This window comes from Bradyrhizobium sp. th-b2 (assembly GCF_000426785.1).
Taxonomy (GTDB): domain Bacteria; phylum Pseudomonadota; class Alphaproteobacteria; order Rhizobiales; family Xanthobacteraceae; genus Bradyrhizobium; species Bradyrhizobium septentrionale.
Map to the genome: position 1 here is coordinate 21,700 of NZ_AUGA01000057.1, position 22,996 is coordinate 44,695.

A 22,996-nucleotide genomic window follows, 5' to 3' on the forward strand; every position below is an offset into this window, starting at 1 on the left:
GTTGATGGAGCGAGATGTGGCCCCAGCGTGTTACCACCACGAACAATGGTGGTTATGGGTCCCGGCCTTCGCCGGGACGACAGGGGAAGGCTAGTTCACCTGCCGATCCTTGCCTGCCCAATACGGATCACGCAAATTCCGCCGCAGGATCTTGCCCGACGGGTTGCGCGGCAGCGCGGCGATGAAGTCGACAGATTTAGGCGTCTTGTAGCCCGCGATCCGCTCGCGGGTGAAGTTGATGATGTCGGTTGCATCAGCACTCTTGCCCGGCTTCATCACCACCACCGCCTTCACCGCCTCGCCCCATTTGTCGTCGGGGATGCCGATGACGGCGGCTTCGGCCACGTCAGGGTGGTCGCACAGCGCGCTCTCGACTTCGGCCGGATAGATGTTTTCGCCGCCGGAGATGATCATGTCCTTGATGCGGTCGTGGATGTAGAGATAGCCGTCACCGTCCATGTACCCGGCATCGCCGGTGCGCAGCCAGCCGTCGCCGTCGATGGTGCGCGCGGTGGCCTCGGGCAGATTCCAGTAGCCGATCATGTTGGAGCCGGAACGGGTGGCGATCTCGCCGACTTCGCCCGGCGGCAGCGGCTTGCCGTCAGGGTCGAGGATCGCAAGCTCGATACCGGGCAGCGCCTTGCCGGCCGAGCGCATCCGCTCGAGCCCCTCGATGTGGTCCTCCGGCGGCAGTGCCACGATGGTGCCGGTGGTCTCGGTCATGCCGTACATCTGCACGAAGCCGCATTTGAAGACCTCGATGCACTCCTTGAGCAGCGCCGCCGGAATCGGCGAGGCGCCATACAGCATGTACTTCAAACGGGAAAAGTCGACCTGCCGCGCGCGCGGCTGCCGCACCACGAACTGCATCGCGGCCGGCACCATGAACAATTTGGTGATGCCGGACTGCTCGAAGAAATCGAGCACCTTGGTCGGGTCGAACTCGCGCGCGATCACCCCGCGTGCGCCGTGATAGAGCCCCATGACGCCCCAGCCGGAGCCGCCGATGTGGAAGATCGGCATTGCCACCAGCGAGACGTCGTCGGTGGTCCAGCGGTTCCATTCCGGCTTTTCGGCCTCGTTGCCGCTCTGCACGAGGTTGAGGAAGTTGGCGTGCGACAGCATCGCGCCCTTCGGCTTGCCTGTGGTGCCCGAGGTGTAGAGCTGGATCGCGATGTCCTTTGGCTCGATCGGGACGCGCGGATCATTGCCGCTCTGCGCGTCGCGCCAGGCGAGATAGTCGGGCCATTCCGGCGCGCCGCCCTCGGTCGTGATGACGGTGCGAACGCTGGGCAGCTTGTCCCTGATGTTGCGCGCTTGCGTGATGAATTCGGGGCCGACAAACAGGATCGGTGCCTTGCAGTCGTCGACGATGAAGGCGACCTCGGGGCCCGCCAGCCGCCAGTTCACCGGCGCCATCACCACGCCGGCCTTCATCGCGCCCATCAACAGCTCGAAATAGAAGTCGCTGTTCTTGCCGAGATAGGCGATGCGCTCGCCTTTTTTGACGCCCATCGCGATCAGCGCGTTGGCGACACGGTTGGTCTTGATGTCGAATTCGGTGAAGCTGGTTTGCCGTCCCTCGAACTCATAGGCCAGCGCATCGCCGAGACTGCTCGCGCGGTCGCGCACCATGTCGGCAAGGTTGGTCAGTTTCGGCGCAGCGGACATGTTTCCCCCGTGACGTCTTGTTCTGGTTGCGCGGAGTGTGGCGGCATCGCGCGGGAAAAACAATACGGGGAACGTGCGCACGCCAGTTCAGCATCGTCGTCCCGGCGCAGGCCGGGACCCATAACCACGAATCTGGATGTGGCGCGACGCTGGGGCCACAGCGAGTTCAACGACGCGCAGCGGTGGTTATGGGTCCTGGCTTTCGCCAGGACGACAGTGCTGGTTGAGGCGCGAGCTGTCGCGTCAGCCGCGCGCTGCGCGGTCCTTCTCGTTCTGCGCCTTGATCGACTCGCGCGCCTTGGTCCAGTCGTCGTCGCTCCAGTCGCGCAGTTGGTAGAAATTGCCGCCCATCGCGAGCGCCTGGGCTCCGTCCATGGCGATGGTCTCGCCGTTGATCCAGTCGCAGCCGCCGGAGATCAGGAACACGGCGAGGTTCTGCAATTCCTCCATGGTGCCGACGCGGCCCATCGGGTTCACCGCCTTGGTGCGCGCGCCGGCCTCGTCGCCGGGCTTGATGCGCTTGCTCATGCCTTCGGTCGGGATCTCGCCGGGCGCGATGGTGTTGAGGCGGATGCCGTGGCGGCCCCATTCGATCGCGAGCGACATCGTCATGGCGTGGATCGCCGACTTGCTCATCGCCGACGGCACCACATAGGGCGAGCCGTTGCGCACCCAGGTCACCGTGATCGACACCACGTTGCCGCGATGGCCGCCGGCGATCCAGCGTCGGCCCACCGCGTGCGTGACGTAGAAGGTGCCGTGCATCACGATGTTGGCCACTGCATCAAATCCTCGCGCGGAGAGCTCTTCCGAGCGCGAGATGAAATTGCCGGCGGCGTTGTTGATCAGATCGGTGAGCGGACCGCTGGTGGTCCAGATCGCCTCGATCATTTCGTCGACCGCCATCGCGTTGCGGATGTCGACGCCATGGCTCACCACGCGTCCGCCATGCTCGGCCATCAATTCGGTGGCGGTTTCGTCGCAGACGCTCTTGCGGCGGCCGCAGATGTGCACCTCGGCCCCGAGCTGCAGGAACCGCGAGGCCATGGCCTTGCCGAGGCCGGTGCCGCCGCCGGTGACCAGGATGCGCCGCCCGGTAAGAAGCTGATCAGAGAACATCGTTTCCTCCACGGGGGTTGTCAGTTAATTGGTCGATTGACTAAAAGCGGACAACGGCCTTTGTGTAAAGCGCCATCAAGGAACAGCGGAGGAGATTTCAATGGAAGATCGCGTTTCGATATCGATTTCGGACGGTATCGCCGATGTCCGGCTGGTGCGGGCGGACAAGATGAACGCGCTCGATGCCGCGATGTTCGAGGCATTGGTCGCCGCAACCGACCGGCTTTCCAAGGAAAAAGCCGTTCGGGTGGTGGTGTTATCAGGCGAGGGCCGGGCGTTTTGCGCCGGGCTCGACATGGGGCGGTTCGCTGCCATGAAGGACGGCGGTAACGGGGTGCCCGGTGGCGAGAGCCGTGACCTGACGATCCGCACCCACGGCAAGGCCAATTTCGCGCAGCAGGCGGTCTGGGGCTGGCGCCAGCTTCCGGTGCCCGTGATCGCCGCGGTCCATGGCGTCGCATTCGGCGGCGGCTTCCAGCTCGCGCTCGGCGCCGACATGCGCTTCCTCTCGACTGATGCGCGCATGTCGATCATGGAGATCAAATGGGGCCTGGTACCCGACATGGCGGGCACGCCGATCCTCGCGAGCCTGGTGCGCGACGACATCCTGCGTGAGCTCACCTACACTGGTCGCATCTTCTCGGCGCAGGAAGCGCAGAGCTACGGCCTCGCCACTCGCGTCTGCGACGACCCGCGCGCCGCGGCGCTGGAAGTCGCGCGCGAGATCGCCGGCAAGAGCCCGGATGCCATCCGCGCCGCCAAGCGCATGTTGAACAATCTGTCGGTCGATCCGGCCGCTGCACTGCTGGCGGAATCCGTCGAGCAGCAGAAGCTGCTCGGCAGCCCGAACCAGACTGAATCCGTGCGCGCCAATCTGGAGAAGCGCGCGCCAAGGTTTGCGGATGCGTGAATCTCTCCGCCGTCATGGCCGGGCAAAAGCGCGAAGCGCGTCTTCGCGCAGATGTCCCGGCCATCCACGTCTTCGTTGCGGCGGTGAATACGTGGATCACCGGGACAAGCCCGGTGATGACGACAACTTCCGGCGTCGCTAACCAACAACGAAGAACAAGAACAAAATGAGCGAAACGTCCCAACCCTTCCTCGGCATTATCAGCGGCGAGCGCCGGCGCGATCACGCAGGGGTGGCCGAGCGCACTGAGCGTATCGCCAGCGGCCTGAACAAGCTCGGCGTCAAGCCGGGCGACAGCGTCTGCATGCTGATGCGCAACGACATTGTCTTCATCGAGGCTGCCTATGCGGCGATGCGGCTTGGCGCCTATGGCGTGCCGATCAACTGGCACTTCAAGCCGGAGGAGATCAACTACGTGCTGACGGATTCCGGCACGCGCGTCCTGATCGGCCATGCCGACATGTTGCATCCGCTGCGCGGCGCGATCCCGCCCGACGTCACCGTGCTCGGCGTGCCGACGCCGCCGGAGATCCTCGCCAACTACAAGATCAATCCCGATCATCTGGCGACGCCGGATTTCGCGATCGATTTCGAATCCTGGCTCGCCCAGTTCCCGCGCTATGACGGCCCGGTGGTGCCGCAGCCGCAGAACATGATCTACACCTCGGGGACGACAGGCCACCCGAAGGGCGTGCGCCGCTTCGCGCCGACGCCCGAGCAGACCGCCAATGCGGAAGCGATGCGGGGGATGATCTATGGCCTGAAGCCGGGGGCACGCGCGATTCTGCCGGGGCCGTTGTATCATTCCGCGCCGAATTCCTTCGGGCTGCGTTCGGGCAAGCTCGGCGGCGCGCTGGTGCTGATGCCGCGCTTCGACGCGGAGGAATTTTTGGCGCTGATCGAGCGCGAGCGGATCGACACCATCTTCATGGTGCCGACCATGTTCATCCGCCTGATGAAGCTGCCCGAGGAGGTGCGCAGCAAGTACGACATGTCGTCGCTGCGCCATATCATCCACGCCGCGGCGCCGTGTCCTGCCGACGTCAAGCGCGCCATGATCGACTGGTGGGGACCGGTGATCTACGAATTCTACGGTTCGACCGAGTCGGGCGCGGTGACGTTCGCAACCTCGGAGGACGCGCTGAACAAGCCCGGCACGGTCGGAAAGATTTCGCCCGGCGCCGAGCTGCGCTTCGTCGGCGACGATGGCAAGGAGGTGGCGCAGGGGCAGATCGGCGAGATCTATTCGCGGATCAAGGGCAATCCCGATTTCACCTATCACAACAAATCCGAGAAGCGCGCCGAGATCGATCGGCAGGGCTTCATCACTTCCGGCGATGTCGGCTATATCGACGCCGACGGCTATGTCTTTATCTGCGACCGCAAGCGCGACATGGTGATCTCAGGCGGCGTCAACATCTACCCGGCGGAGATCGAGGCGGTGCTGCACGCGGTCCCCGGCGTGCATGACTGCGCGGTGTTCGGCATCCCCGACGCCGAGTTCGGCGAGGCGCTGATGGCGGTGGTCGAGCCGCAGCTGGGCGTCACGCTCGACATCGCCGGGGTCCGCGCCCAGCTGAAGACCGCGCTGGCCGACTACAAGGTGCCGAAACACATCGAGATCCAGACCAACCTGCCGCGGGAGGATTCCGGAAAAATCTTCAAACGCCGGCTGCGCGATCCATATTGGGAGCGGGCGGGGCGGAGGATTTAGGAGCACAAACTCGCTGTCGTCCCGGCGAAGGCCGGGACCTATAACCACGGATGCCTCTGCTTGCGCGAGTCGTGTCCCCATCGGATGCCAACCTCGGGCATCGGTGGTTATGGGTCCCCGCTTTCGCAGGGACGACGGGCAGTGGTGCACCGCCCCCAAGTTCATCTTGCGCTGCGGCAAAAAATGCGCACATTTGGAGCGAGCCCGGGCAGCCTCTGGAGTAGCCAGCCATGTCTCCCCAGATCTTGCCACCCCAGACCATGCCTTCCGAGACCGATATCCAGGCCAGGCGCGCGGCAGAAGTGCAGGCGCAGGAGGAGGATGCACGGCTCCGGAACGACATCCGCCTCCTCGGCCGCGTCCTCGGCGACACCGTGCGCGACCAGGAGGGGGCCGACGTGTTCGACCTGGTCGAACGCATCCGCCAGACCTCGGTCCGGTTCCATCGCGACGAGGACAAGCTGGCGCGGCGGGAGCTGGAGGGCATCCTCGACGGCATGTCGATCGCCGAGACGCTGCAGATCGTCCGCGCCTTCAGCTATTTCTCCCACCTCGCCAACATCGCCGAGGACCAGAACAACATCCGCCAGATGCGCAGCCGCGGCCCGAGCGGGGCGCCGCGCCCGAGCACGCTGGAGCAGACGCTGGTCCACGCCCGGCAGGCCGGCATCAGCCCGGCCGACCTGCGCGATTTCTTCAGGAGCGCGCTGGTCAGTCCGGTGCTGACCGCGCACCCGACCGAGGTCCGCCGCAAGAGCACGATGGACCGCGAGATGGAGATCGCTGACCTGCTCGACCGCCGCGAGCGGCTGCAGATGACCCCGGAGGAAAGCGAGGCCAGCGACGAGCAGCTCCGCCGCGCGGTCGTGACGCTGTGGCAGACCAATCTCTTGCGCCGGACCAAGCTGACCGTGCTTGACGAGGTCGCCAACGGCCTGTCGTTCTACGACTACACCTTCCTGCAGGAGGTCCCGCGCGTGCATTGCGCGCTGGAGGACCGGCTGAACAAGGAGGGCGGCGAAGCCGACGAGCTCGCCTCGTTCCTCAGGATGGGTAGCTGGATCGGCGGCGATCGCGACGGCAATCCGTTCGTCACCGCCGAGGTGATGCGCGGCACGCTGCGGCTGCAGTCGAGCCGGGTGCTCAGCTTCTATCTCGAGGAGCTGCACGCGCTCGGTGCCGAGCTGTCGCTGGCGGCGTTTCTCGCCGACGTGTCGGACGAACTACGGACCCTTGCCGAGCGTTCGCCCGACACCTCACCGCATCGCAGCGGCGAGCCCTATCGGCTGGCCGTCTCGGGCATCTACGCACGGCTCGCGGCGACCGCCAGGAGGCTCGAGGTCGAGACCACGCGGCCGCCGGTCGGCAAGGCCGAGCCCTATGCCAGCGTCAAGGAATTCCAGGCCGATCTCGACGTGCTCAATCGCTCGCTGATCGCGAACAATTCCGGCGTGATCGCGCGCGGCCGGCTGCGGCTGTTGCGGCGCGCGGTGGATTGCTTCGGCTTCCATCTGGCGCGGCTCGACATCCGCCAGAACTCGGCGGTGCATGAGCGCACCATCGCCGAGCTGCTCGATACCGCGAATTCCGGCATGTCTTATCTGGCGCTCGGCGAGGACGCCCGCGTCAGCCTGCTGCTCGGCGAGTTGCGCAGCGCGCGGCCGCTCGTCTCACCCTTCGTCAAATATTCCGAAGAGACCCAAAGCGAGCTCGCCGTGTTCCGTGCCGCGGCGGAGGCCCATGCCAAGTTCGGGCCCGAGGTGATCCCCCAGTGCATCATCTCGATGTGCAAGGGCATGTCCGACATGCTCGAGGTCGCGGTGCTTCTGAAGGAGGTCGGGCTGGTCAATCCATCCGGCCGCAGCGCGATTAACGTCGTGCCGCTGTTCGAGACCATCGAGGATCTGCAGGCCTCCAGCGGCATCATGGACCGCATGCTGGTGCTGCACGACTATCGCAAGCTGGTCGACAGCCTCGGCAGCGTGCAGGAGGTGATGCTCGGCTATTCCGACAGCAACAAGGATGGCGGCTTCGTCACCTCGGGCTGGGAGCTCTACAAGGCCGAGATCGGACTCGTCGAGGTGTTCGAGCGCCACGGCGTGCGGCTGCGCCTGTTCCACGGCCGCGGCGGCTCGGTCGGCCGCGGCGGCGGCCCGAGCTATGACGCGATCATCGCGCAGCCCGGCGGCGCGGTGAACGGCCAGATCCGCATCACCGAACAGGGCGAGATCATCTCCTCGAAATACTCCAATGCCGAGGTCGGCCGCAGCAATCTGGAAATCCTCGCAGCGGCGACGCTGGAAACCAGCCTGCTGCAGCCGCGGCAGAGCGCGCCGCGTCCCGAATATCTCAAGGCGATGGAGCAGCTCTCCGCGCTCGCCTTCAAGGCTTATCGTGGCCTCGTCTATGAAACCGAAGGCTTTGCCGACTATTTCTGGGGCTCGACCGTCATCAACGAGATCGCGACCTTGAACATCGGCAGCCGCCCGGCGTCGCGCAAGAAGACCCGCGAGATCGAGGACCTGCGTGCCATCCCCTGGGTGTTCTCCTGGGCGCAATGCCGGCTGATGCTGCCGGGCTGGTACGGTTTTGGCGCGGCAGTGGAAACCTGGATCGCCGAGCATCCGGAGCAGGGCATGCCGTTCCTGCAGGAGCTCTACCGGGAATGGCCGTTCTTCCGCACGCTGCTGTCCAACATGGACATGGTGCTGGCGAAGAGCTCGATCGCGATCGCCTCGCGCTATGCCGAACTCGTGCCCGACGTCGCGTTGCGCGAGAAGATCTTCGGCCAGATCCGGCGCGAGTGGCATCTGTCGATCGACACGCTGCTCGACATCATGGGCCACGACCGGCTGCTGCAAGGCAACCCGCTGCTGGACCGCGGTATCCGCAACCGCTTCCCTTATCTCGACCCGCTCAATCACGTGCAGGTGGAGCTGCTGAAGGAGCATCGCGCGCAGAACCCGGACGAGCAGGTGCTGCGCGGGATTCAGATCACGATCAACGGAATCTCGGCGGGGTTGCGGAACAGCGGTTAGCCACGTGTCGTCCCGGCGAACGCCGGGACCCATAACCACGACCGGCTGTGTTGCGAGAAGCTGGAGCCCCAGCCTTTCAAACAATCGGCACTGGTGGTTATGGGTCCCTGCTTTCGCAGGAACGACGGCGTCTTAACAGTTATGCGCGCCCCTGGTCTCGACATAGACCGCGTAGAGCGACTGGCTTGCCGTCATGAACAGGCGGTTGCGCTTCTTGCCGCCGAAGGTGAGGTTGGCGCAGGTCTCCGGCAGCAGGATCTGGCCGATGCGCTGACCGTCGGGAGCGAACACCTGCACGCCGTCATAGCCCGGTCCGACCCAGCCGGCGCCGACCCAGATGTTGCCGTCGATGTCGACGCGCATGCCGTCCGGGAAGCCTGACTTGCCGTCCAGCGTCATGTCGATCAGCGTGCGTGGGTTGGAGAGCTTGTCGCCGCTGAGGTCGTACTGCCAGACAATGTTCTTGGCGTTCGGATAATGCGTGATGCCGGTGTCGCAGACATAGACCTTCTTGTAGTCGTGGCTGAAGGCGATGCCGTTCGGCTTGAACGGTTCGTCGGCGACCTTGGTGACCTGGCCGGTCGATGCGTCCAAGCGATAGACCGCTTCCTTCTGGTAGGGCTGCTTCGATCCGGTGTTGGCCAGTTGGCCTTCATAGATCGAGATCGCGCCATAGCCGGGATCGGTGAACCAGATCGACTTGTCGTTGGGATGCACGACCATGTCGTTCGGCCCGTTGAGCTGCTTGCCGTTGGCCTGCTCGGCGAGTGACGTGACGGTTCCATCGTGCTCGTAGCGTACCAGCCGCGTGCGCTCGGCCGTGATCTGCCGGCCCTCGAAATCGAAGGTCGAGCCATTGGCCTCGTTGGACGGCTTGTGGAACTGCTCGGAGATGTGGCCGTCATCGTCGAGATAGCGCAACTGCCGGTTGGCCGGGATGTCGCTCCACACCAGATACTGGCCCTGCGCGTTCCAGGCCGGGCCTTCCGCCCACAGACAGCCGGTGTAGAGCCGCTTGATCGCGGTGTTGCCAACCTTGGCCTTGAAGCGCTTGTCGTCGATCACGACGATATCGGGGTCGGGATAACGCTGCGGCTCCGCGTTGCGGCCGAAGTCGCGCGCTGCAGCATCGGATGCAGCCATCGCGGTTGCAGCAAGCGCGGTTGCGCCGCGCAAGATTGTTCGACGGTCGAACGCCTTCGCGCCGTCGCCCTCGTGTTTCTGTATGTTGCTTGGATTTGTCACGAAAGTCCTCCCAGTCATTGTTGTTATTGGGGAGGGCGATCATGCACCCGCAATTCTGGCACAATGCGGGCACGCGATGATGAAACAACCAAAGAGTGTGTCGCCCCGGCCTCGTGCGCGATTGCGCGCAGAGTTCACCGGGGCGACTTTTTCATAAAACTGTCAGATCGGATCCCAAGATCAGTTCAGTTCAGATCGGATCCCAGGTGAAGACGTCGGCCGAGCGGTCGAGCTTGGCGAACGATCCCTTCAGCGCCGGCATGCCGTGTTCGGCAATGGTCTCGGGCGTCCAGCCTTCGCCGCGATGAACCGAGCGCACCGGACGATGCTGGCCGAACAGGAAGATCTCGTTCATGCGCACGCCAAAAATTTGTCCGGTGACGTCCTTGGCGGCGTCCGACAGCAGGTAGGCGCAGACCGGCGCGATCTTCTCCGGGCCCATCTGCTTGATCTTCTCGACCCGCGCCTTCTCGGCATCGGTCTCGGTCGGGATGGTGCCGATCATGCGGGTCCAGGCGAACGGCGAAACGCAGTTCGAGCGCACGTTGAAGCGGCCCATGTCGAGCGCGATCGACTTCGACAGGCCGACGATGCCGAGCTTGGCGGCGGCGTAGTTGGCCTGGCCGTAATTGCCGATCAGGCCGGAGGTCGAGGTGAAGTGCACGAACGAGCCCGACTCCTGCTCGCGGTAGATCCGCGCCGCGGCGTGGCTGACATAGAACGAGCCCATCAGATGCACCTTGATGACGGCCTCGAAGGCTTCCACGCTCATCTTGTGGAAGATCATGTCGCGCAGGATGCCGGCATTGTTGACGACGCCGTCGAGCCGGCCGAAGTGGTCGGTCGCGGTCTTCACGATCTTGCTGGCGGGGATCGCTTCCGCCACCGACTCGAAATTGGCAACCGCCGTTCCGCCGCGCTTCTTGATCTCCTCGACCACTTCCTCGGCGGGCGCCGCGTTCGAGCCGGCGCCGTCGGCGGCGCCACCGGGATCGTTGACCACGACCTTGGCGCCCTCAGCTGCGCAGAGCAGCGCGATCTCGCGGCCGATGCCGCGGCCCGCGCCGGTGACGATGATGACTTTATCCTGCAGTGATTTTGCCATGTGGGTTCTCCTTGTTGCTGTATGTTCGCAGGCCGATGCGGAGCCCCACTTGTCATGCGCGGGCTTGACCCGCGCATCCATCCTTCTTCAGAAGATGGATCGCCGGGTCAAGCCCGGCAATGACAGATCGGGCGCTGCGCTTGCGCCGGCCATTGCTATCGTTCGTTCGTAAAGATGATCGTGCCACTGGCGGCGAACATGCCGCCGACGCCGTGGCAGACCGAGATCTTCGCGTTCGGCACCTGCGCCGGCGCGATGCCGCGCATCTGCCGCACGCTCTCCTGCAACGCGTACATGCCGTACATGCCGGAGTGCATGTAACTCAGCCCGCCGCCATTCGTGTTAAGTGGCAGCTTGCCGCCGGGGCGGGTGTTGCCGTCGGCGATGAACTTGCCGGTTTCCTCATGGGGCATGAAGCCGAGATCGCCGAGGCCGTAGAGCGGCAGATGCGCGAAGGCGTCGTAGATCATCAGATGATCGACGTCCTTGTGGGCGATGCCGGCCTCCTTGAAGGCGAGCGGACCCGCCACCTTGAAGGCGCGCGATGAGTCAAACGTCTTCATCTGGCTGACCATCGGCGTTTCCACGCTCTCGCCGGTGCCAAGGATGTAGACCGGCTTCTGCGGGAAGTCCTTGGCGCGATCGGCCGAGGTGAGGATCAAGGCGCCGCCGCCGTCGGTGACGAGGCAGCATTGCAGCAGCCGGAACGGATAGGCGATCATCCGCGAGTTCAGCACGTCGGCGACCGTGATTGGCCCCTTCATGGTCGCGCGCGGATTCTTCGCCGCCCATTCGCGCTGCACGACCGCGACCATCGCAAGCTGCTCATGGGTGATGCCGTGGGTCTTCATGAAGCGCAGCACGGGAATCGGGAACATGCTCGGCGGTCCGTACACGCCGAACGGAGACTCAAACTGGCCGTTGAGGCTGTCGGGTGCGGTGAAGCGCGGCTGCTTGCCGATCATCGACTTGCCGCTCTCGGCATGGGTGATCAGCACGGTCTTGCAGAGGCCGGCCTCTATCGCCGCCGCGGCGTGGCGGACATGCAGCATGAAGGAGCAGCCGCCGACCGAGGTGCCGTCGACCCAGGTCGGCGTGATGCCGAGATAGTGGGCCATCTGCTGCGGGGTCTCGACCGCGGTGGCAAAGCCATCGATGTCGGACAGTTTCAGGCCGGCATCCGCGATCGCATTCAGCGCCGCATCCGCGTGCAGCTGGATCTGCGACATGTTCGGGATGACGCCGAGCTCGGTGGTCTCTGCCGCACCGACGACGGCAACCTGGTTTCTGCGCATCGCGTTACCCCTTCGCCGGACGGAACAAGGGAAGGGTGATCTTGTCGTCGAGCGCCTCGAAGGCGACCTCGAGCGGCATGTCGAGCTCGAGCGCTTCCGGCGTCTGGGGACAATCGATGATGTTGCTCATCAGGCGCGGGCCCTCGTCGAGCTCGACGATGGCGATCGCATAAGGCGGCGTGAAGCCGGGCGCGGCGGGACGATGGTTGATGACGTAGCTGTAAAGCTTGCCCTTGCCGCTGGCCTTGAAGACCGAGACCTTGCGCGAGGCGCAGGAGGGGCAGAACGGCCGCGGCGGAAAGTAGACATTGGCGCAGGCGTCGCAGCGCTGCAGGCGCAGCTCGCCGGCCTTGGTGCCGTCCCAGAAATGCTGGGTCTCAGGCGTCGGTTTTGGTTTTGCGCGCGCGGGCTCGGCCATGTCTGATGTTTCCTCCCGAAATCGTTACAGACTTGATGCGCCATTGGACCGAGCCCCGTCAACGGTCCATCCGTGCCCCGCGCAGCGGCCTGTGTTTCGCGCATGCCGCATATTCCGCCCCTCGCACAATTGCTAAGGCCGCGATGCTTGTGTCGCTCCGATCCGGCGCGTAGAAGGGCCGCGGTCCAAGATACGTCAAGGGCACGTTCAAGATACCCGGGAGGAATAATATGATGCTGAGGATCATCGGCGCGGCACTCGCTGCCAGCCTCGCATTCGCCACACAGGCCACTGCGGTGGACGCACCGTCGGAAATCAAGATCGGCACGCTCTACGCGTCGTCGGGGCGCTACGCCTCTATCTCGATGCCGGTCTACAGCTCGCTGAAATTGTGGGTCGAGCAGAAGAACGCCGAGGGCGGCGTCTTCGTGAAGGCGTTCGACAAGAAGATCCCGATCAAGCTCGTCTCCTATGACGACCAGAGCAACACCGCGACTGCGTCTACGCTTTATAACCAGCTCGTCACCCAGGATAAGGTCGACCTTCTGGTCGCCGATTCCGGATCGGTGCTGACGGCGCCCGCGGTTGCGATCGCGCGCGATCACAAGATGTTCCTGTTCGACCAGACCGGCACCGGCGCGAGCTTCTTCTCCAAGGACAATCCCTACATCGCGCTGATGGCCGATCCGGTGTCGACCGTCTGGCCGAAGCCGGTGGCCGACTTCATCAGCCAGGACGGCCCTGGCATCGGCATCAAGAAGGTCGCGATACTCTACGCGACCAACGAGTTCACCGGCACCCAGGCCAATGCTTTCAGAAAGTTCGTCAAGGACTCCGGCGCGCCGATCGAGATCGTCTACGACCAGGGCGTTCCGACCGAGACCACCAACTACAACGTCATCATCAACAACATCAGCAAGACCAATCCCGACGCGGTGATCCATTTCGGCTATGCGCCGAACGACATCGCCTTCCTGCGCAACGTCCAGGACGTCGGCACCAAGTTCAAGATGCTGTTCGCGATCTATGCCGGTCTCGAGACCGAGCTGCTCGAGAAGAACGTCGGCGCCAAGGGCCTCGAGCACGTCTGGACCTATGTGCCGCCGTCCGAGCTCGATTATCCCGTCAATTTCGGGATGAACATGAAGGATTTCCGCGCCGCCTGGCTGAAGAAGTACAACGACGGCAAGATGGAGTTCGGCTTCAACGCGGTTGCCGGCTACACCACCGCGCTGGTGGTCGAGAAGACGCTGTCGGTTGCGTCCAGCCTCGACCAGATGGAGCTGCGTCGCGCCGTGTTCTCGCTCAGCGGCCAGCTCAAGACGCTGGACGGCACCTTCGCGCTGGATGAGACCGGCGGCCAGATCGGCGAACTGACGCCGCTCGGGCAGCTCACGGTCGACGAGCACGATCACATCAAGTTCGTCTCGATCTATCCGCACGAGACCGCCACCGGCAAGCCGATCTATCCGGCGCCGTGATGCGATTTTCGGCTGCAGGCGTCACCTTCGGCGGCGAGCGGTAGCATGACCTATGCGCTCGTTGCCGGCGTGCTGTTCGGGCTGTATTTCAGTCTGGTCGGCATCGGTCTCAATCTCGTGTTCGGCGTCATGCGCATCGTCAACCTTGCGCATGGCGACATCCTGATGCTGGGCGCCTTCATCGCGCTCGGCGTGGTCGGCGTCGCCGGCATCGACCCGCTGTTCGCAATTCCGCTGGCCTTCGTGGTTTTCGTGCTGGCGGGTATGCTGCTGTACTGGGTGCTGGTGCCGCGGCTGCAGGGCTCGGCCAATCCGGAAATGCTGTCGATCATCCTGTTCTTCGGCCTCTCGCAGGTGATCGAGGCCGTGACCACGATCTTCGCCGGCACCAGCGAGCGGTCGATCCAGAGCCGGCTGCTCGGCACCGTGTTCACGACCATCAAGGTGAAATGGTTCGGCGGCAAGGCCGGCGGGGCAGGGCCGATCCAGATTTTCGGCCAGGGATTTCCCGCGCCCTGGGTGATCGCGGCGTGCACCAGCCTGATCGCGATCGCGCTGGTCTACCTTTATCTCTATCACACGAGGCTCGGCACCTTGACCCGCGCGGTGATGTCGCGCCGCGACGAGGCCTTCGCGACCGGCATCGATGTCGATCGCGTCTCGGCGGCGGCGTTCGGCATCGGGCTTGGCATCGCGGCCGTCGCCGGCGTGTTCGCGCCGTTCATGTTCGGCTCGGTGACGCCGGCCTTCGGCGCCGATGCGACGGTGACGTCGTTTGCGATCGTCGTGCTCGGCTCGCTCGGCAATCCGCTGGGCACCGCACTCGGCGGCGTCGTCTATGGCCTCTGCTACATGCTGGTGCAGACCTATCTCAGTTCCTGGGCCGACCTCTTGCCCTATGTGTTGCTGATCGTGATCCTGTTGTTGCGCCCGAGCGGTCTGCTCGGAAGGCGGGTGCGCGTTGCATAATGCATCGAAGCATCTGCTGTTCATCCTCGCGCCGCTGGTGGTGGTGTTCGCACTGCTGCCGGGCGTTTATCAAAACCATCTGCTGCTGTTCAACTTCGTGATCTTCCTGATCCTCGCGCAGGGCGTGAACATCATCTATGGCTTCACCGGCTATCTGCCGTTCGGCTATGTCGGCTTCTTCGGCGCCGGCGCCTACGGCTTTGCCATCATGGTGATGCACCTGCAGACGCCGGCGCCGTTGGCGGTGCTGGTCGGCGGCCTCGTTGCGGTGGCGCTCGGCCTGCTGCTGACGCCGCTGCTGCGGTTGTCGGGCGCGTATTTCGCGATCGCCAATCTCGCGGCCTCGCTCGCGGTGCTGCACTTCGTCGCCAACCCGGCGCTGGAGGGGATCACCAAGGGTCCGTATGGCGTGTCGCTGACCGGCACGTTCAACCCGACCCACGCCTACTATGCCGCCGTCGTCGTGATGGCGCTGACCGTCGGTGCCGTCATCTATCTGAAGAACTCGCCGTTCGGGCTTGCGCTGCAGGCCGTGCGCGAGGATGCGGTGTCGGCCTCGATGGCCGGCGTCAACATCATCAAGATGCGGGTGATCGCCTGGCTTGCCTCGGCGCTGGTCGCCGGCCTCGCCGGCGGCATCTACGCCTGGTACGTCTCGGTGTTCTATCCCGACAACGTATTCTCCGGCGAGTTCAGCATCTTCGCGATCGTGTTCGCGCTGTTCGGCGGCGTCGCCACCATCACCGGACCGATCGTCGGCGTGCTGATCCTGTACGGCATCTACAATCTGATCGGCTTCACCACGCCGCAATATTTCCAGTTGATCTATGGCCTTTTGATCATGGGGCTGGTGCTGTTCCTGCCCGCAGGGCTGGTGTCGCTGGCAACGCGCAGGGGGTGGCATGTCCCCTGAGAAAACCGCCATCCTCAAGGTCTCCAAGCTCGTCAAGCGCTTCGGCGGCTTCCACGCGCTCGACGGCTTGAGCTTTCATGTCGTGCCGGGCGAGATCCTCGGGCTGGTCGGCCCGAACGGCTCCGGCAAGACTACGGCGATCAACGTCATCTCCGGCCTCTATGCGCCCGACGGCGGCGAGGTCGTGTTCGACGGCACGTCCTCTGGCGGCGTCGCCTCGCACAAGCTCGTTCACCGCGGCATCAACCGCACCTTCCAGGTGCCAAAACCGTTCCTGTCGCTCACTGTGCGCGAGAACATCCAGGTGGCGCTGGCCTATGGCGGTGCGACCGGCGCGCCGTCGATCCCCGAACTGCTCGAGGATTTCAGGCTCAAGGAGGTCGCCGACCGCCCCGCCGCCGATCTCAACAGCGCGCAGCAGAAGATGCTGGATCTGACCCGCGCGCTCGCCACGCGGCCCCGGCTATTGCTGCTCGACGAACTCGCGGCCGGTCTCAACCCGGCCGAGCTCGACTGGATCGCCGGCCGCATCAAGGCGCTGGCCGCAACCGGCATGGCGATCATCGTGGTCGAGCACCTGATGGGCTTCATCGAGCAGATCACCGACCGCGTCATCGTGCTCAATGCGGGCAAGGAGATCTTCGAAGGCACGCTTGCGACCGCGGTGCGCGAGCCGCAGGTGATCGAGGTATTTTTGGGAGGCGAGCATGCCCACTGATGCAGCGCCGCTTCTGGACGCCAAAGGCGTCGATGCCGGCTACGGCACCATGCAGGTCTTGTGGGGCGTCGATCTCGACGTCCGCCCCGGCGAGACCGTGCTGCTGCTCGGCGCCAATGGCGCGGGCAAGACCACCTTCCTGAAATCGCTGGTCGGCCTGATCGAGGCCCGCAGCGGCCACATCAGGCTCGGCACATCACCAAAATGCGATCTTCGGACCGCATGAAGCGCGGCATGACCTACATGTCGGAGCTTGCGGTGTTTCCCGATCTGTCGATCGAGGAGAACATCCGGGTCGGCGCGCAGGCGCTCGGCCATGCCAATCCGGGCGCGCGGGTCGACGAATTGTACGGCCTGTTCCCGGTGCTGCGCGACAAGCGCCGCGACCCGGCCTCCAGCCTGTCCGGGGGCCAGCGCAAGATGCTCGGCATCGCCAAGGCGCTGTCGGCCGAGCCGAAGCTGCTCGTGATGGACGAGCCCTCGGCCGGGCTGTCGCCTCTGTTCGTCAAGGAGGTGCTCCGCGCTTTGTCGAGCCTGCAGGGTCGCGGATTGGCGCTCTTGATCGCCGAGCAAAATATCGGTTTCCTTGAGATTGCCACCCGCGTATTCGTGCTGGAAGGCGGGCGCATCCGTTTCTCCGGCACGGTTGCCGAGATGAGCGGCAATGAAGAGCTGCACCGCGCCTATTTCGGGTTGAAGTGATCCGGATCGGCGCGGACTATTCGGGCGACAACAAGGTCCAACTGTGAAGTGAAAACCATGCCCAAAAATCCGACACTCGCCTCCCTTGCCGCCGATCTCGAAAGCGGCGCGACCTCCGCCCGCAAGCTGGTCGAGCAATGCATCGCCAGGATCGCCGATCCGGCCGGCGAGGGCCAGCGAACCTTCATCCATGTCGACCGCGACGCGGCGCTGGAGGCCGCCGACGCCATGGACCGGCTGCGCAAGGCCAACGCCGCGCCGTCGCCGTTCGCCGGCATTCCGGTCTCGATCAAGGACCTGTTCGACATCAAGGGGCAGGTGACGCGCGCCGGCTCCCGGGCGCTGGAGGATTCGGCGCCGGCGGATGCCGATGCGCCCGTCGTGGCGCGGCTCAAGCGCGCCGGCTTCATCGTGATCGGCCGCACCAACATGACCGAGTTCGCCTATTCCGGCATCGGCATCAATCCGCATTACGGCACGCCGAAAAGCGCCTGGAACCGCAGCGTCGGCCACGTGCCCGGCGGCTCATCCTCGGGGGCGGCGGTCTCGATTGCCGACGGCATGGCATTCGGCGCGCTCGGCACCGATACCGGCGGCTCCTGCCGAATCCCGGCGGCCTTCAACGGCATCGTCGGCTACAAGCCGACGCAGCGCCGAATTCCGCTCGATGGCGGCGTGCCGCTGTCGTTCACGCTCGACAGCTACGGCCCGCTGGCCAATTCAGTCGCCTGCTGTGCGGCGCTTGACGCGGTGTTGGCCGATCAGCCGTTGGCGCCGCTGACGCCGCGCCCGGTGAAGGGCATGCGGCTCGCGGTGCCGACCACGGTTGCACTCGACGATCTCGATGATGCCGTTGCGAAAACCTTCGAGCGTGCGCTCGCCGCGCTGTCGCGCGCCGGCGCGCTGATCGAGCGGATCGAGGTCCCTGAACTGCTCGACGTCGGCGTCATGAACGCCAAGGGCGGCTTTGCTGCTGCCGAGAGCTATGCCTGGCACCGCTTCCTGCTCGCCAGCAAGGGCGACATCTACGATCCCCGCGTCGCCGTGCGCATCCAGCGCGGCGAGGGCTTTCCGGCTGCCGACTATATCGATCTGCTCAATGCGCGGCGCTCTTTCATCGCCCGCACCGAACAGCGCATCGCGCCCTATGACGCGATGGTGCTGCCGACCACGGCGAACCTGCCGCCGACGATTGCAAGCCTCGCCGATGACAAGGCATTCGGCACCGAGAACCTGCGCGCGCTGCGCAACTGCACGCTGATCAATGTGCTCGACGGCTGCGCTATCTCGCTGCCGGCGCATCGCGAGGGCGAGGCGCCGGTCGGCCTGATGCTCGCGGCCGCGGGCGGTTTGGATCGCCGCATCTTCGAGCTTGCGGCCGGAATGGAGACCGTCATCCGTGTTTGATCTCACCTTCAATGTCGACGACAAGGGCGTTGCCACGCCGCTGACGCTGGAAATCAAACAGGCCGTGATCGCCGGCTGGACCGGCCGCGATCCGGTGGCGCGCGACAAGCACATCGCGGAGCTCGAGGCGATCGGCATCGCGCGGCCCGCGACCACGCCGATCTATTACCGCTGCTCGGCGCGCCGGCTCACCTTCGCGGACGCCATTGAGGTCTGCGGCGAGGACTCCAGCGGCGAGGTCGAGTTCGTGCTGATCGGCTGGCAGGGCCGCATCTTCGTCGGCTGCGGCTCCGACCATACCGATCGCAAGGTCGAGAGCTACAGCGTCACCGTGTCGAAGCAGATGTGCGACAAGCCAATGGCCTCCGAACTCTGGGAGCTCGAGGACGTCATTGGCCATTGGGACCAATTGGTTCTGCGCGCCTGGGCCACAATCGGCGGCCAGCGCGTGCTCTACCAGGAGGGCACGCTCGATCACATGCTGCCGGTGAAGGACCTGATCGCGGGCGGCTTCGACAAGGGCGCGCTGCCCGACGGCTGCGCCATGTTTGGCGGCACCTTCGCGGCCAAGGGCGGCATCCGCCCGGCCAGCCGCTTCGAGTTCGAGCTGGAAGACCCGGTGCTGAAGCGGAAGATCAGCCACGGCTACGACGTCGTGACGCTGCCGGTGCGGGGCTGATCTCGCCGTAAGTCGTGCCAGAAAAACTCGGCTGACACTCTCTCCACGCGTCGTCCCGGCGAAAGCCGGGACCCATAACCACAGGGCATCGTGGTTGGCACGCTGTGGCCCCGGCGATCTCAACCACTGACGACGGTGGTTATGGGTCCCGGCTTTCGCCGGGACGACACCGAGAATGGGTGGCGTCCTGCGGCACATTTCGATCGGAAATCGGGTGGCGCCGGCCGCGCTTATGAGCCAGATTCCGCCGCATGACAGCGACAGCCAAAGCCATCACCCGCCCAGCCACGGACATTCCCGCCCGCATCGACGCACTCGACTGGAACTGGATCACGGCCGATCTCGACGGGCAGGGATGCGCCGTCCTCAACGGCCTGCTGACGCCTCGGGAATGCGATGCCATCGCCGCGCTCTATCCCGACGACGGCCGGTTCCGCAGCCGGGTCGTGATGGGCCGCCACGGCTTTGGCCGCGGCGAATACAAATACTTTTCCTATCCGCTGCCGGACCTGATCGCGGAGCTGCGGCCGGCGCTGTATGCGCGGCTGACCGCCACGGCCAACCGCTGGAACGAGACAATGGGGATCGACATCAGCTATCCCCCATCGCACGCGGCGTTCCTGAAGCGCTGCCACGATGCCGGGCAGACCCGGCCGACGCCGCTGCTGCTGCAATATGGCGAGGGCGACTACAATTGCCTGCACCAGGATCTCTATGGCGAGCACGTGTTCCCGATCCAGGTCGCGATCCTGCTGTCCGAGCCGGGGCGCGATTTCACCGGCGGCGAATTCGTGCTGACCGAGCAGCGGCCGCCGATGCAGTCGCGGCCCGAGGTGGTGCCGCTGACCAAGGGCGATGCGGTGGCGTTTGCCGTGCATCATCGTCCGGTGCAGGGGACGCGGGGGCCGTATCGTGTCAATCTGCGCCATGGCGTCAGCCGTATCAGGTCCGGCCATCGCCATACCGTTGGCGTGATCTTCCACGACGCAAAGTGAGTGCGCAGAAGCTTGGCTGCTGATCTGTTCGAGACCACTGGTGATGCACGACCGCCGCGCGAGGCGATCGCGGACGGCGCGGTGCTGTTGCGCGGTTTTGCCAAGCCGTTCGAGGCCGAACTGATCCCGGCATTGCGCGTGATCGTGAAGCAGGCGCCGTTCCGCCATCTGATCACGCCGGGCGGCCACCGGATGTCGGTCGCGATGACCAATTGCGGCAACCTCGGCTGGGTCTCCGATCCGAGCGGCTATCGCTATGATCCGATCGATCCCAATACGGGGCAGCCGTGGCCGGCGATGCCGGAGGTGTTGCGCAAGCTCGCTGCCGACGCTGCTGATGAGGCCGGCTTCACCGGCTTTGCGCCGGATGCATGTCTGATCAATCGCTACGTCCCCGGCGCAAAGCTGTCGCTGCACCAGGACAAGGACGAGCTCGACTACGCGGCACCGATCGTCTCGATCTCGCTCGGGCTGCCGGCGATCTTCCTGTTCGCCGGCCTGAAGCGCAATGACACGCCGCGCCGCTACCGGCTCGAGCACGGCGATGTTGCGGTGTGGGGCGGGCCGTCACGGTTATTTTATCACGGCGTCGCGGCGCTCGCCGATGGCGAGCACGGTTTGCTCGGCCGCCAGCGCATCAATTTGACCTTCCGCAAGGTGCGCTGACGCCCCTCCCGCAGAACGCGGAGGTGGTCTAAACTTGGCGCATGACCACCAAGGCCGACCGCGCCGTCAACCGCACCGGCGTCTATCTCGCCGTGTTGCAGCTCGTCTTCACGCTGGGCTGGACCACATACCTGATCTATCTGCCAAAGCTGTGCGCCGAAGTCGGCATCGCGCCTTCGACCGTCATCCTGATCCTGATGATGGACCAGGGCATCTTCACCATCACCGACACGGCGATGGGCATGGCTGCCGACAGGATTTCCAGGCTGGTCGGCCGCCTCGGCGTGTTCGTCGGCATCCTCGCCGCGATCTCCTGCGCCGCCTTCATCGCGCTGCCTTACCTGGCGGGCACCGGGCCGGGCGCCAAGATCTGGCTGATCGCGCTGATCGTGATCTGGGCGGTGACGTCATCGGCGTTGCGCGCCCCGCCGCTGACGCTGCTCGGCAAGTATCGGGCCGAGCCGTCGGTGCCGTTCCTCGCCGCGCTGGCGATGCTGGGCTACGGCATCGCCGGTGCGCTCTCGCCCTATCTCGCCGTTGTGCTGCGCAACCAGGATGCGCGGCTGCCGTTCGTGCTGTCCGGCGCGGTGCTGCTGCTGACCGCGCTCGCGTTTTCAGGGATCGAGCGCCGCATCGCCGAGGAGGCGCAGCCGGCGCGGCTGGCGCCACCGGCCAAGCGGCTCGGGGCGGTGCCGATGTTCCTGATCGCGTCGATGGTGCTGCTTTCGCTCGGCTATCAGCTGCACTTCAATATCAACAGCGCCCCGTTCTATCTGCGCTTCGCCACGGCGGATAATCTGCAATGGCTGATGCCGGTGTTCTGGATCGGCTTCAACATCGCGATGTTTCCGGCGAGCATCGTCGTCAGGCATCGCGGCGGCCTGATCGTGATGGGCGCGGCGGGGCTGCTCGGCGCATTCGCCATCATTGCCGCGGAGATTGCCGGAAGCCTAAACGCCCTGATCGTGGCGCAGTTCCTGGCGGGGGCTGCCTGGGGCTGCATGCTGATGAGCGCGGTGTCCGCAGCCCTTGCGATCGGGGAGACCGGCGCGGAAGGCAAGGTCACCGGCCTCGTGTTCTCGGCGCTGGCGCTTGCGACCTTTGCGCGGATGGCGGCAGTCGCCGGCGGCCTGCAGAAGATACCGGACTATGCGCCGCTGGTGCACTGGGCGCCGGTCGCCTGCTGGTCGGTCGCCGGCGCCGGCCTGCTCGTGATCGCCGCGTCGCGGCTGCAACGGGGTGTGAAGAGCGCCTAGTTATTTCTCGCTGGGTGGATAAACGCCCAGGGGCTGACTTCCGAATCCGTCGGCACCTCCACCGAGATCACGTAAGGCCCGCCGTCGGCGAGCGCCGTCTCCAGCACCGGGCGGAAGTGATCGGGCGAGGTGACGCGCGCGGCGCCGACGCCGAATGACTCCGCGAGCTTGACGAAATCAGGATTGACCAGATCGGAGGCGACGACGCGGCCGTCGAAGCGCTCGCGCTGGTCGCGGCGGACATTGCCATAGGCGTTGTTGTTGAAGACCAGCGTCACCACGCCGATCCTGAACTGGACGGCGGTGGCGAGCTCCTGCACGCCGAACATGAAGCCGCCGTCGCCGGTGATCGGTATCCGTCCGAGGGCGGCCGTCTTGCGAGTTTTTCCGATCTGTAGCTGACTGTCCTTATGGACGGACATAAGGACAGTGCGGTGCTGAGCCGCATGGATTTGGTGGAGACCGGTCGGCGGCGACGCTGGACGCGTGCGGAGAAGCTCAGAATCGTAGAGGAGAGCTTCTCGGGGCCACGACTGGTGTCGGCGACGGCTCGCCGGTATGGGATATCACGTCAGCTTCTGCTGAGCTGGCGCAAGGCTTGGACCTGTCATGATCCGGCCGAAGAGGATTCGATCGGCCCGACATTCGTCCCTGCGATAGTTGCGGCAAGTACGCCGCCAACGACGGAAGCTGTC

21 protein-coding genes and 1 pseudogene are annotated in these 22,996 nt (G+C 65.0%); 15 read left to right on the forward strand and 7 right to left on the reverse strand.

The window, feature by feature from the left end; all coding sequences use genetic code 11:
- Positions 1-90 precede the first annotated feature (90 nt).
- The gene (locus K359_RS0138350) at positions 91-1,671 is read right to left on the reverse strand and encodes a fatty acid--CoA ligase (protein ID WP_029083971.1); all 1,581 of its coding nucleotides are present in this window, start codon (positions 1,669-1,671) and stop codon (positions 91-93) included.
- Between the two features lie 243 nt (positions 1,672-1,914).
- Positions 1,915-2,790, reverse strand: coding sequence for an SDR family oxidoreductase (locus K359_RS0138355; RefSeq protein ID WP_029083972.1), 876 nt, complete (start codon positions 2,788-2,790; stop codon positions 1,915-1,917).
- A 100-nt stretch (positions 2,791-2,890) separates the two neighbouring features.
- On the opposite strand from K359_RS0138355, the gene K359_RS0138360 reads away from it, so the two are divergent.
- From K359_RS0138360 to ppc, 3 genes are all read left to right on the forward strand, one after another.
- Positions 2,891-3,700 (forward strand): crotonase/enoyl-CoA hydratase family protein, encoded by an 810-nt coding sequence (locus K359_RS0138360; RefSeq protein ID WP_029083973.1) that lies wholly within the window; start codon positions 2,891-2,893, stop codon positions 3,698-3,700.
- Positions 3,701-3,866: 166 nt separating this feature from the next.
- A complete protein-coding gene (locus tag K359_RS0138365) occupies positions 3,867-5,414 on the forward strand; it encodes an acyl-CoA synthetase (RefSeq protein ID WP_029083974.1) in 1,548 nt (515 codons plus the stop codon).
- A gap of 245 nt (positions 5,415-5,659) precedes the next feature.
- Complete coding sequence (gene ppc, locus K359_RS0138370; protein ID WP_156928890.1) at positions 5,660-8,452, forward strand: phosphoenolpyruvate carboxylase; 2,793 nt, start codon at positions 5,660-5,662, stop codon at positions 8,450-8,452.
- Positions 8,453-8,584: 132 nt separating this feature from the next.
- On the opposite strand, the gene K359_RS0138375 is transcribed toward ppc, so the two are convergent.
- From K359_RS0138375 to K359_RS0138390, 4 genes are all read right to left on the reverse strand, one after another.
- Positions 8,585-9,697 (reverse strand): SMP-30/gluconolactonase/LRE family protein, encoded by a 1,113-nt coding sequence (locus K359_RS0138375; protein ID WP_156928889.1) that lies wholly within the window; start codon positions 9,695-9,697, stop codon positions 8,585-8,587.
- Between the two features lie 190 nt (positions 9,698-9,887).
- Positions 9,888-10,802, reverse strand: a complete 915-nt coding sequence (locus tag K359_RS0138380) for an SDR family oxidoreductase (protein ID WP_029083977.1) — start codon at positions 10,800-10,802, stop codon at positions 9,888-9,890.
- A 155-nt stretch (positions 10,803-10,957) separates the two neighbouring features.
- Entirely contained in the window at positions 10,958-12,097 is a 1,140-nt protein-coding gene (locus K359_RS0138385) for a thiolase (RefSeq protein ID WP_029083978.1), read from the reverse strand.
- Positions 12,098-12,101: 4 nt separating this feature from the next.
- Positions 12,102-12,515 carry a Zn-ribbon domain-containing OB-fold protein gene (locus K359_RS0138390; protein WP_029083979.1) on the reverse strand — a complete coding sequence of 138 codons (414 nt, stop codon included), beginning with the start codon at positions 12,513-12,515 and terminating at the stop codon, positions 12,102-12,104.
- A 230-nt stretch (positions 12,516-12,745) separates the two neighbouring features.
- On the opposite strand from K359_RS0138390, the gene K359_RS0138395 reads away from it, so the two are divergent.
- The 11 genes from K359_RS0138395 to K359_RS0138440 all read left to right on the forward strand — a co-directional run bounded on the left by K359_RS0138395 (position 12,746) and on the right by K359_RS0138440 (position 22,301).
- On the forward strand, positions 12,746-13,996 hold the full coding sequence (locus K359_RS0138395; protein WP_245284846.1) for an amino acid ABC transporter substrate-binding protein: 1,251 nt from the start codon (positions 12,746-12,748) through the stop codon (positions 13,994-13,996).
- Positions 13,997-14,041: 45 nt separating this feature from the next.
- On the forward strand, positions 14,042-14,965 hold the full coding sequence (locus K359_RS0138400; RefSeq protein WP_029083981.1) for a branched-chain amino acid ABC transporter permease: 924 nt from the start codon (positions 14,042-14,044) through the stop codon (positions 14,963-14,965).
- Positions 14,958-15,878 (forward strand): branched-chain amino acid ABC transporter permease, encoded by a 921-nt coding sequence (locus K359_RS0138405; protein WP_029083982.1) that lies wholly within the window; start codon positions 14,958-14,960, stop codon positions 15,876-15,878. Before K359_RS0138400 ends, K359_RS0138405 begins: the two co-directional genes overlap by 8 nt.
- Positions 15,868-16,596 carry an ABC transporter ATP-binding protein gene (locus K359_RS0138410; RefSeq protein WP_029083983.1) on the forward strand — a complete coding sequence of 243 codons (729 nt, stop codon included), beginning with the start codon at positions 15,868-15,870 and terminating at the stop codon, positions 16,594-16,596. The genes K359_RS0138405 and K359_RS0138410 overlap by 11 nt, the downstream gene beginning before the upstream one ends.
- Positions 16,586-16,822, forward strand: coding sequence for an ATP-binding cassette domain-containing protein (locus K359_RS65930; RefSeq protein ID WP_256375195.1), 237 nt, complete (start codon positions 16,586-16,588; stop codon positions 16,820-16,822). Before K359_RS0138410 ends, K359_RS65930 begins: the two co-directional genes overlap by 11 nt.
- 8 nt (positions 16,823-16,830) lie before the next feature.
- Positions 16,831-17,298, forward strand: coding sequence for an ATP-binding cassette domain-containing protein (locus K359_RS65935; protein ID WP_256375196.1), 468 nt, complete (start codon positions 16,831-16,833; stop codon positions 17,296-17,298).
- A 57-nt stretch (positions 17,299-17,355) separates the two neighbouring features.
- Positions 17,356-18,705, forward strand: coding sequence for an amidase (locus K359_RS0138420; protein WP_029083984.1), 1,350 nt, complete (start codon positions 17,356-17,358; stop codon positions 18,703-18,705).
- The gene (locus tag K359_RS0138425; RefSeq protein WP_029083985.1) at positions 18,698-19,384 is read left to right on the forward strand and encodes a DUF2848 domain-containing protein; all 687 of its coding nucleotides are present in this window, start codon (positions 18,698-18,700) and stop codon (positions 19,382-19,384) included. Before K359_RS0138420 ends, K359_RS0138425 begins: the two co-directional genes overlap by 8 nt.
- 251 nt (positions 19,385-19,635) lie before the next feature.
- Positions 19,636-20,379 (forward strand): 2OG-Fe(II) oxygenase, encoded by a 744-nt coding sequence (locus K359_RS0138430; protein WP_029083986.1) that lies wholly within the window; start codon positions 19,636-19,638, stop codon positions 20,377-20,379.
- A 12-nt stretch (positions 20,380-20,391) separates the two neighbouring features.
- Positions 20,392-21,045: a DNA oxidative demethylase AlkB gene (gene alkB / locus K359_RS0138435; protein ID WP_029083987.1), complete on the forward strand. Its 654-nt coding sequence runs from the start codon at positions 20,392-20,394 to the stop codon at positions 21,043-21,045.
- Positions 21,046-21,086: 41 nt separating this feature from the next.
- Entirely contained in the window at positions 21,087-22,301 is a 1,215-nt protein-coding gene (locus K359_RS0138440) for an MFS transporter (protein WP_029083988.1), read from the forward strand.
- Here the strand turns inward: K359_RS0138440 and K359_RS0138445 are convergent.
- Positions 22,298-22,657, reverse strand: a pseudogene (locus K359_RS0138445) (thiamine pyrophosphate-dependent enzyme); the annotation flags it as partial. The gene K359_RS0138440 and the pseudogene K359_RS0138445 overlap by 4 nt on opposite strands.
- Positions 22,658-22,735: 78 nt before the next feature.
- Between K359_RS0138445 and K359_RS59485 the strand changes: the two are divergent.
- A partial coding sequence (locus K359_RS59485) for a transposase (protein ID WP_245284847.1) occupies positions 22,736-22,996 on the forward strand: 261 nt, incomplete at its 3' end.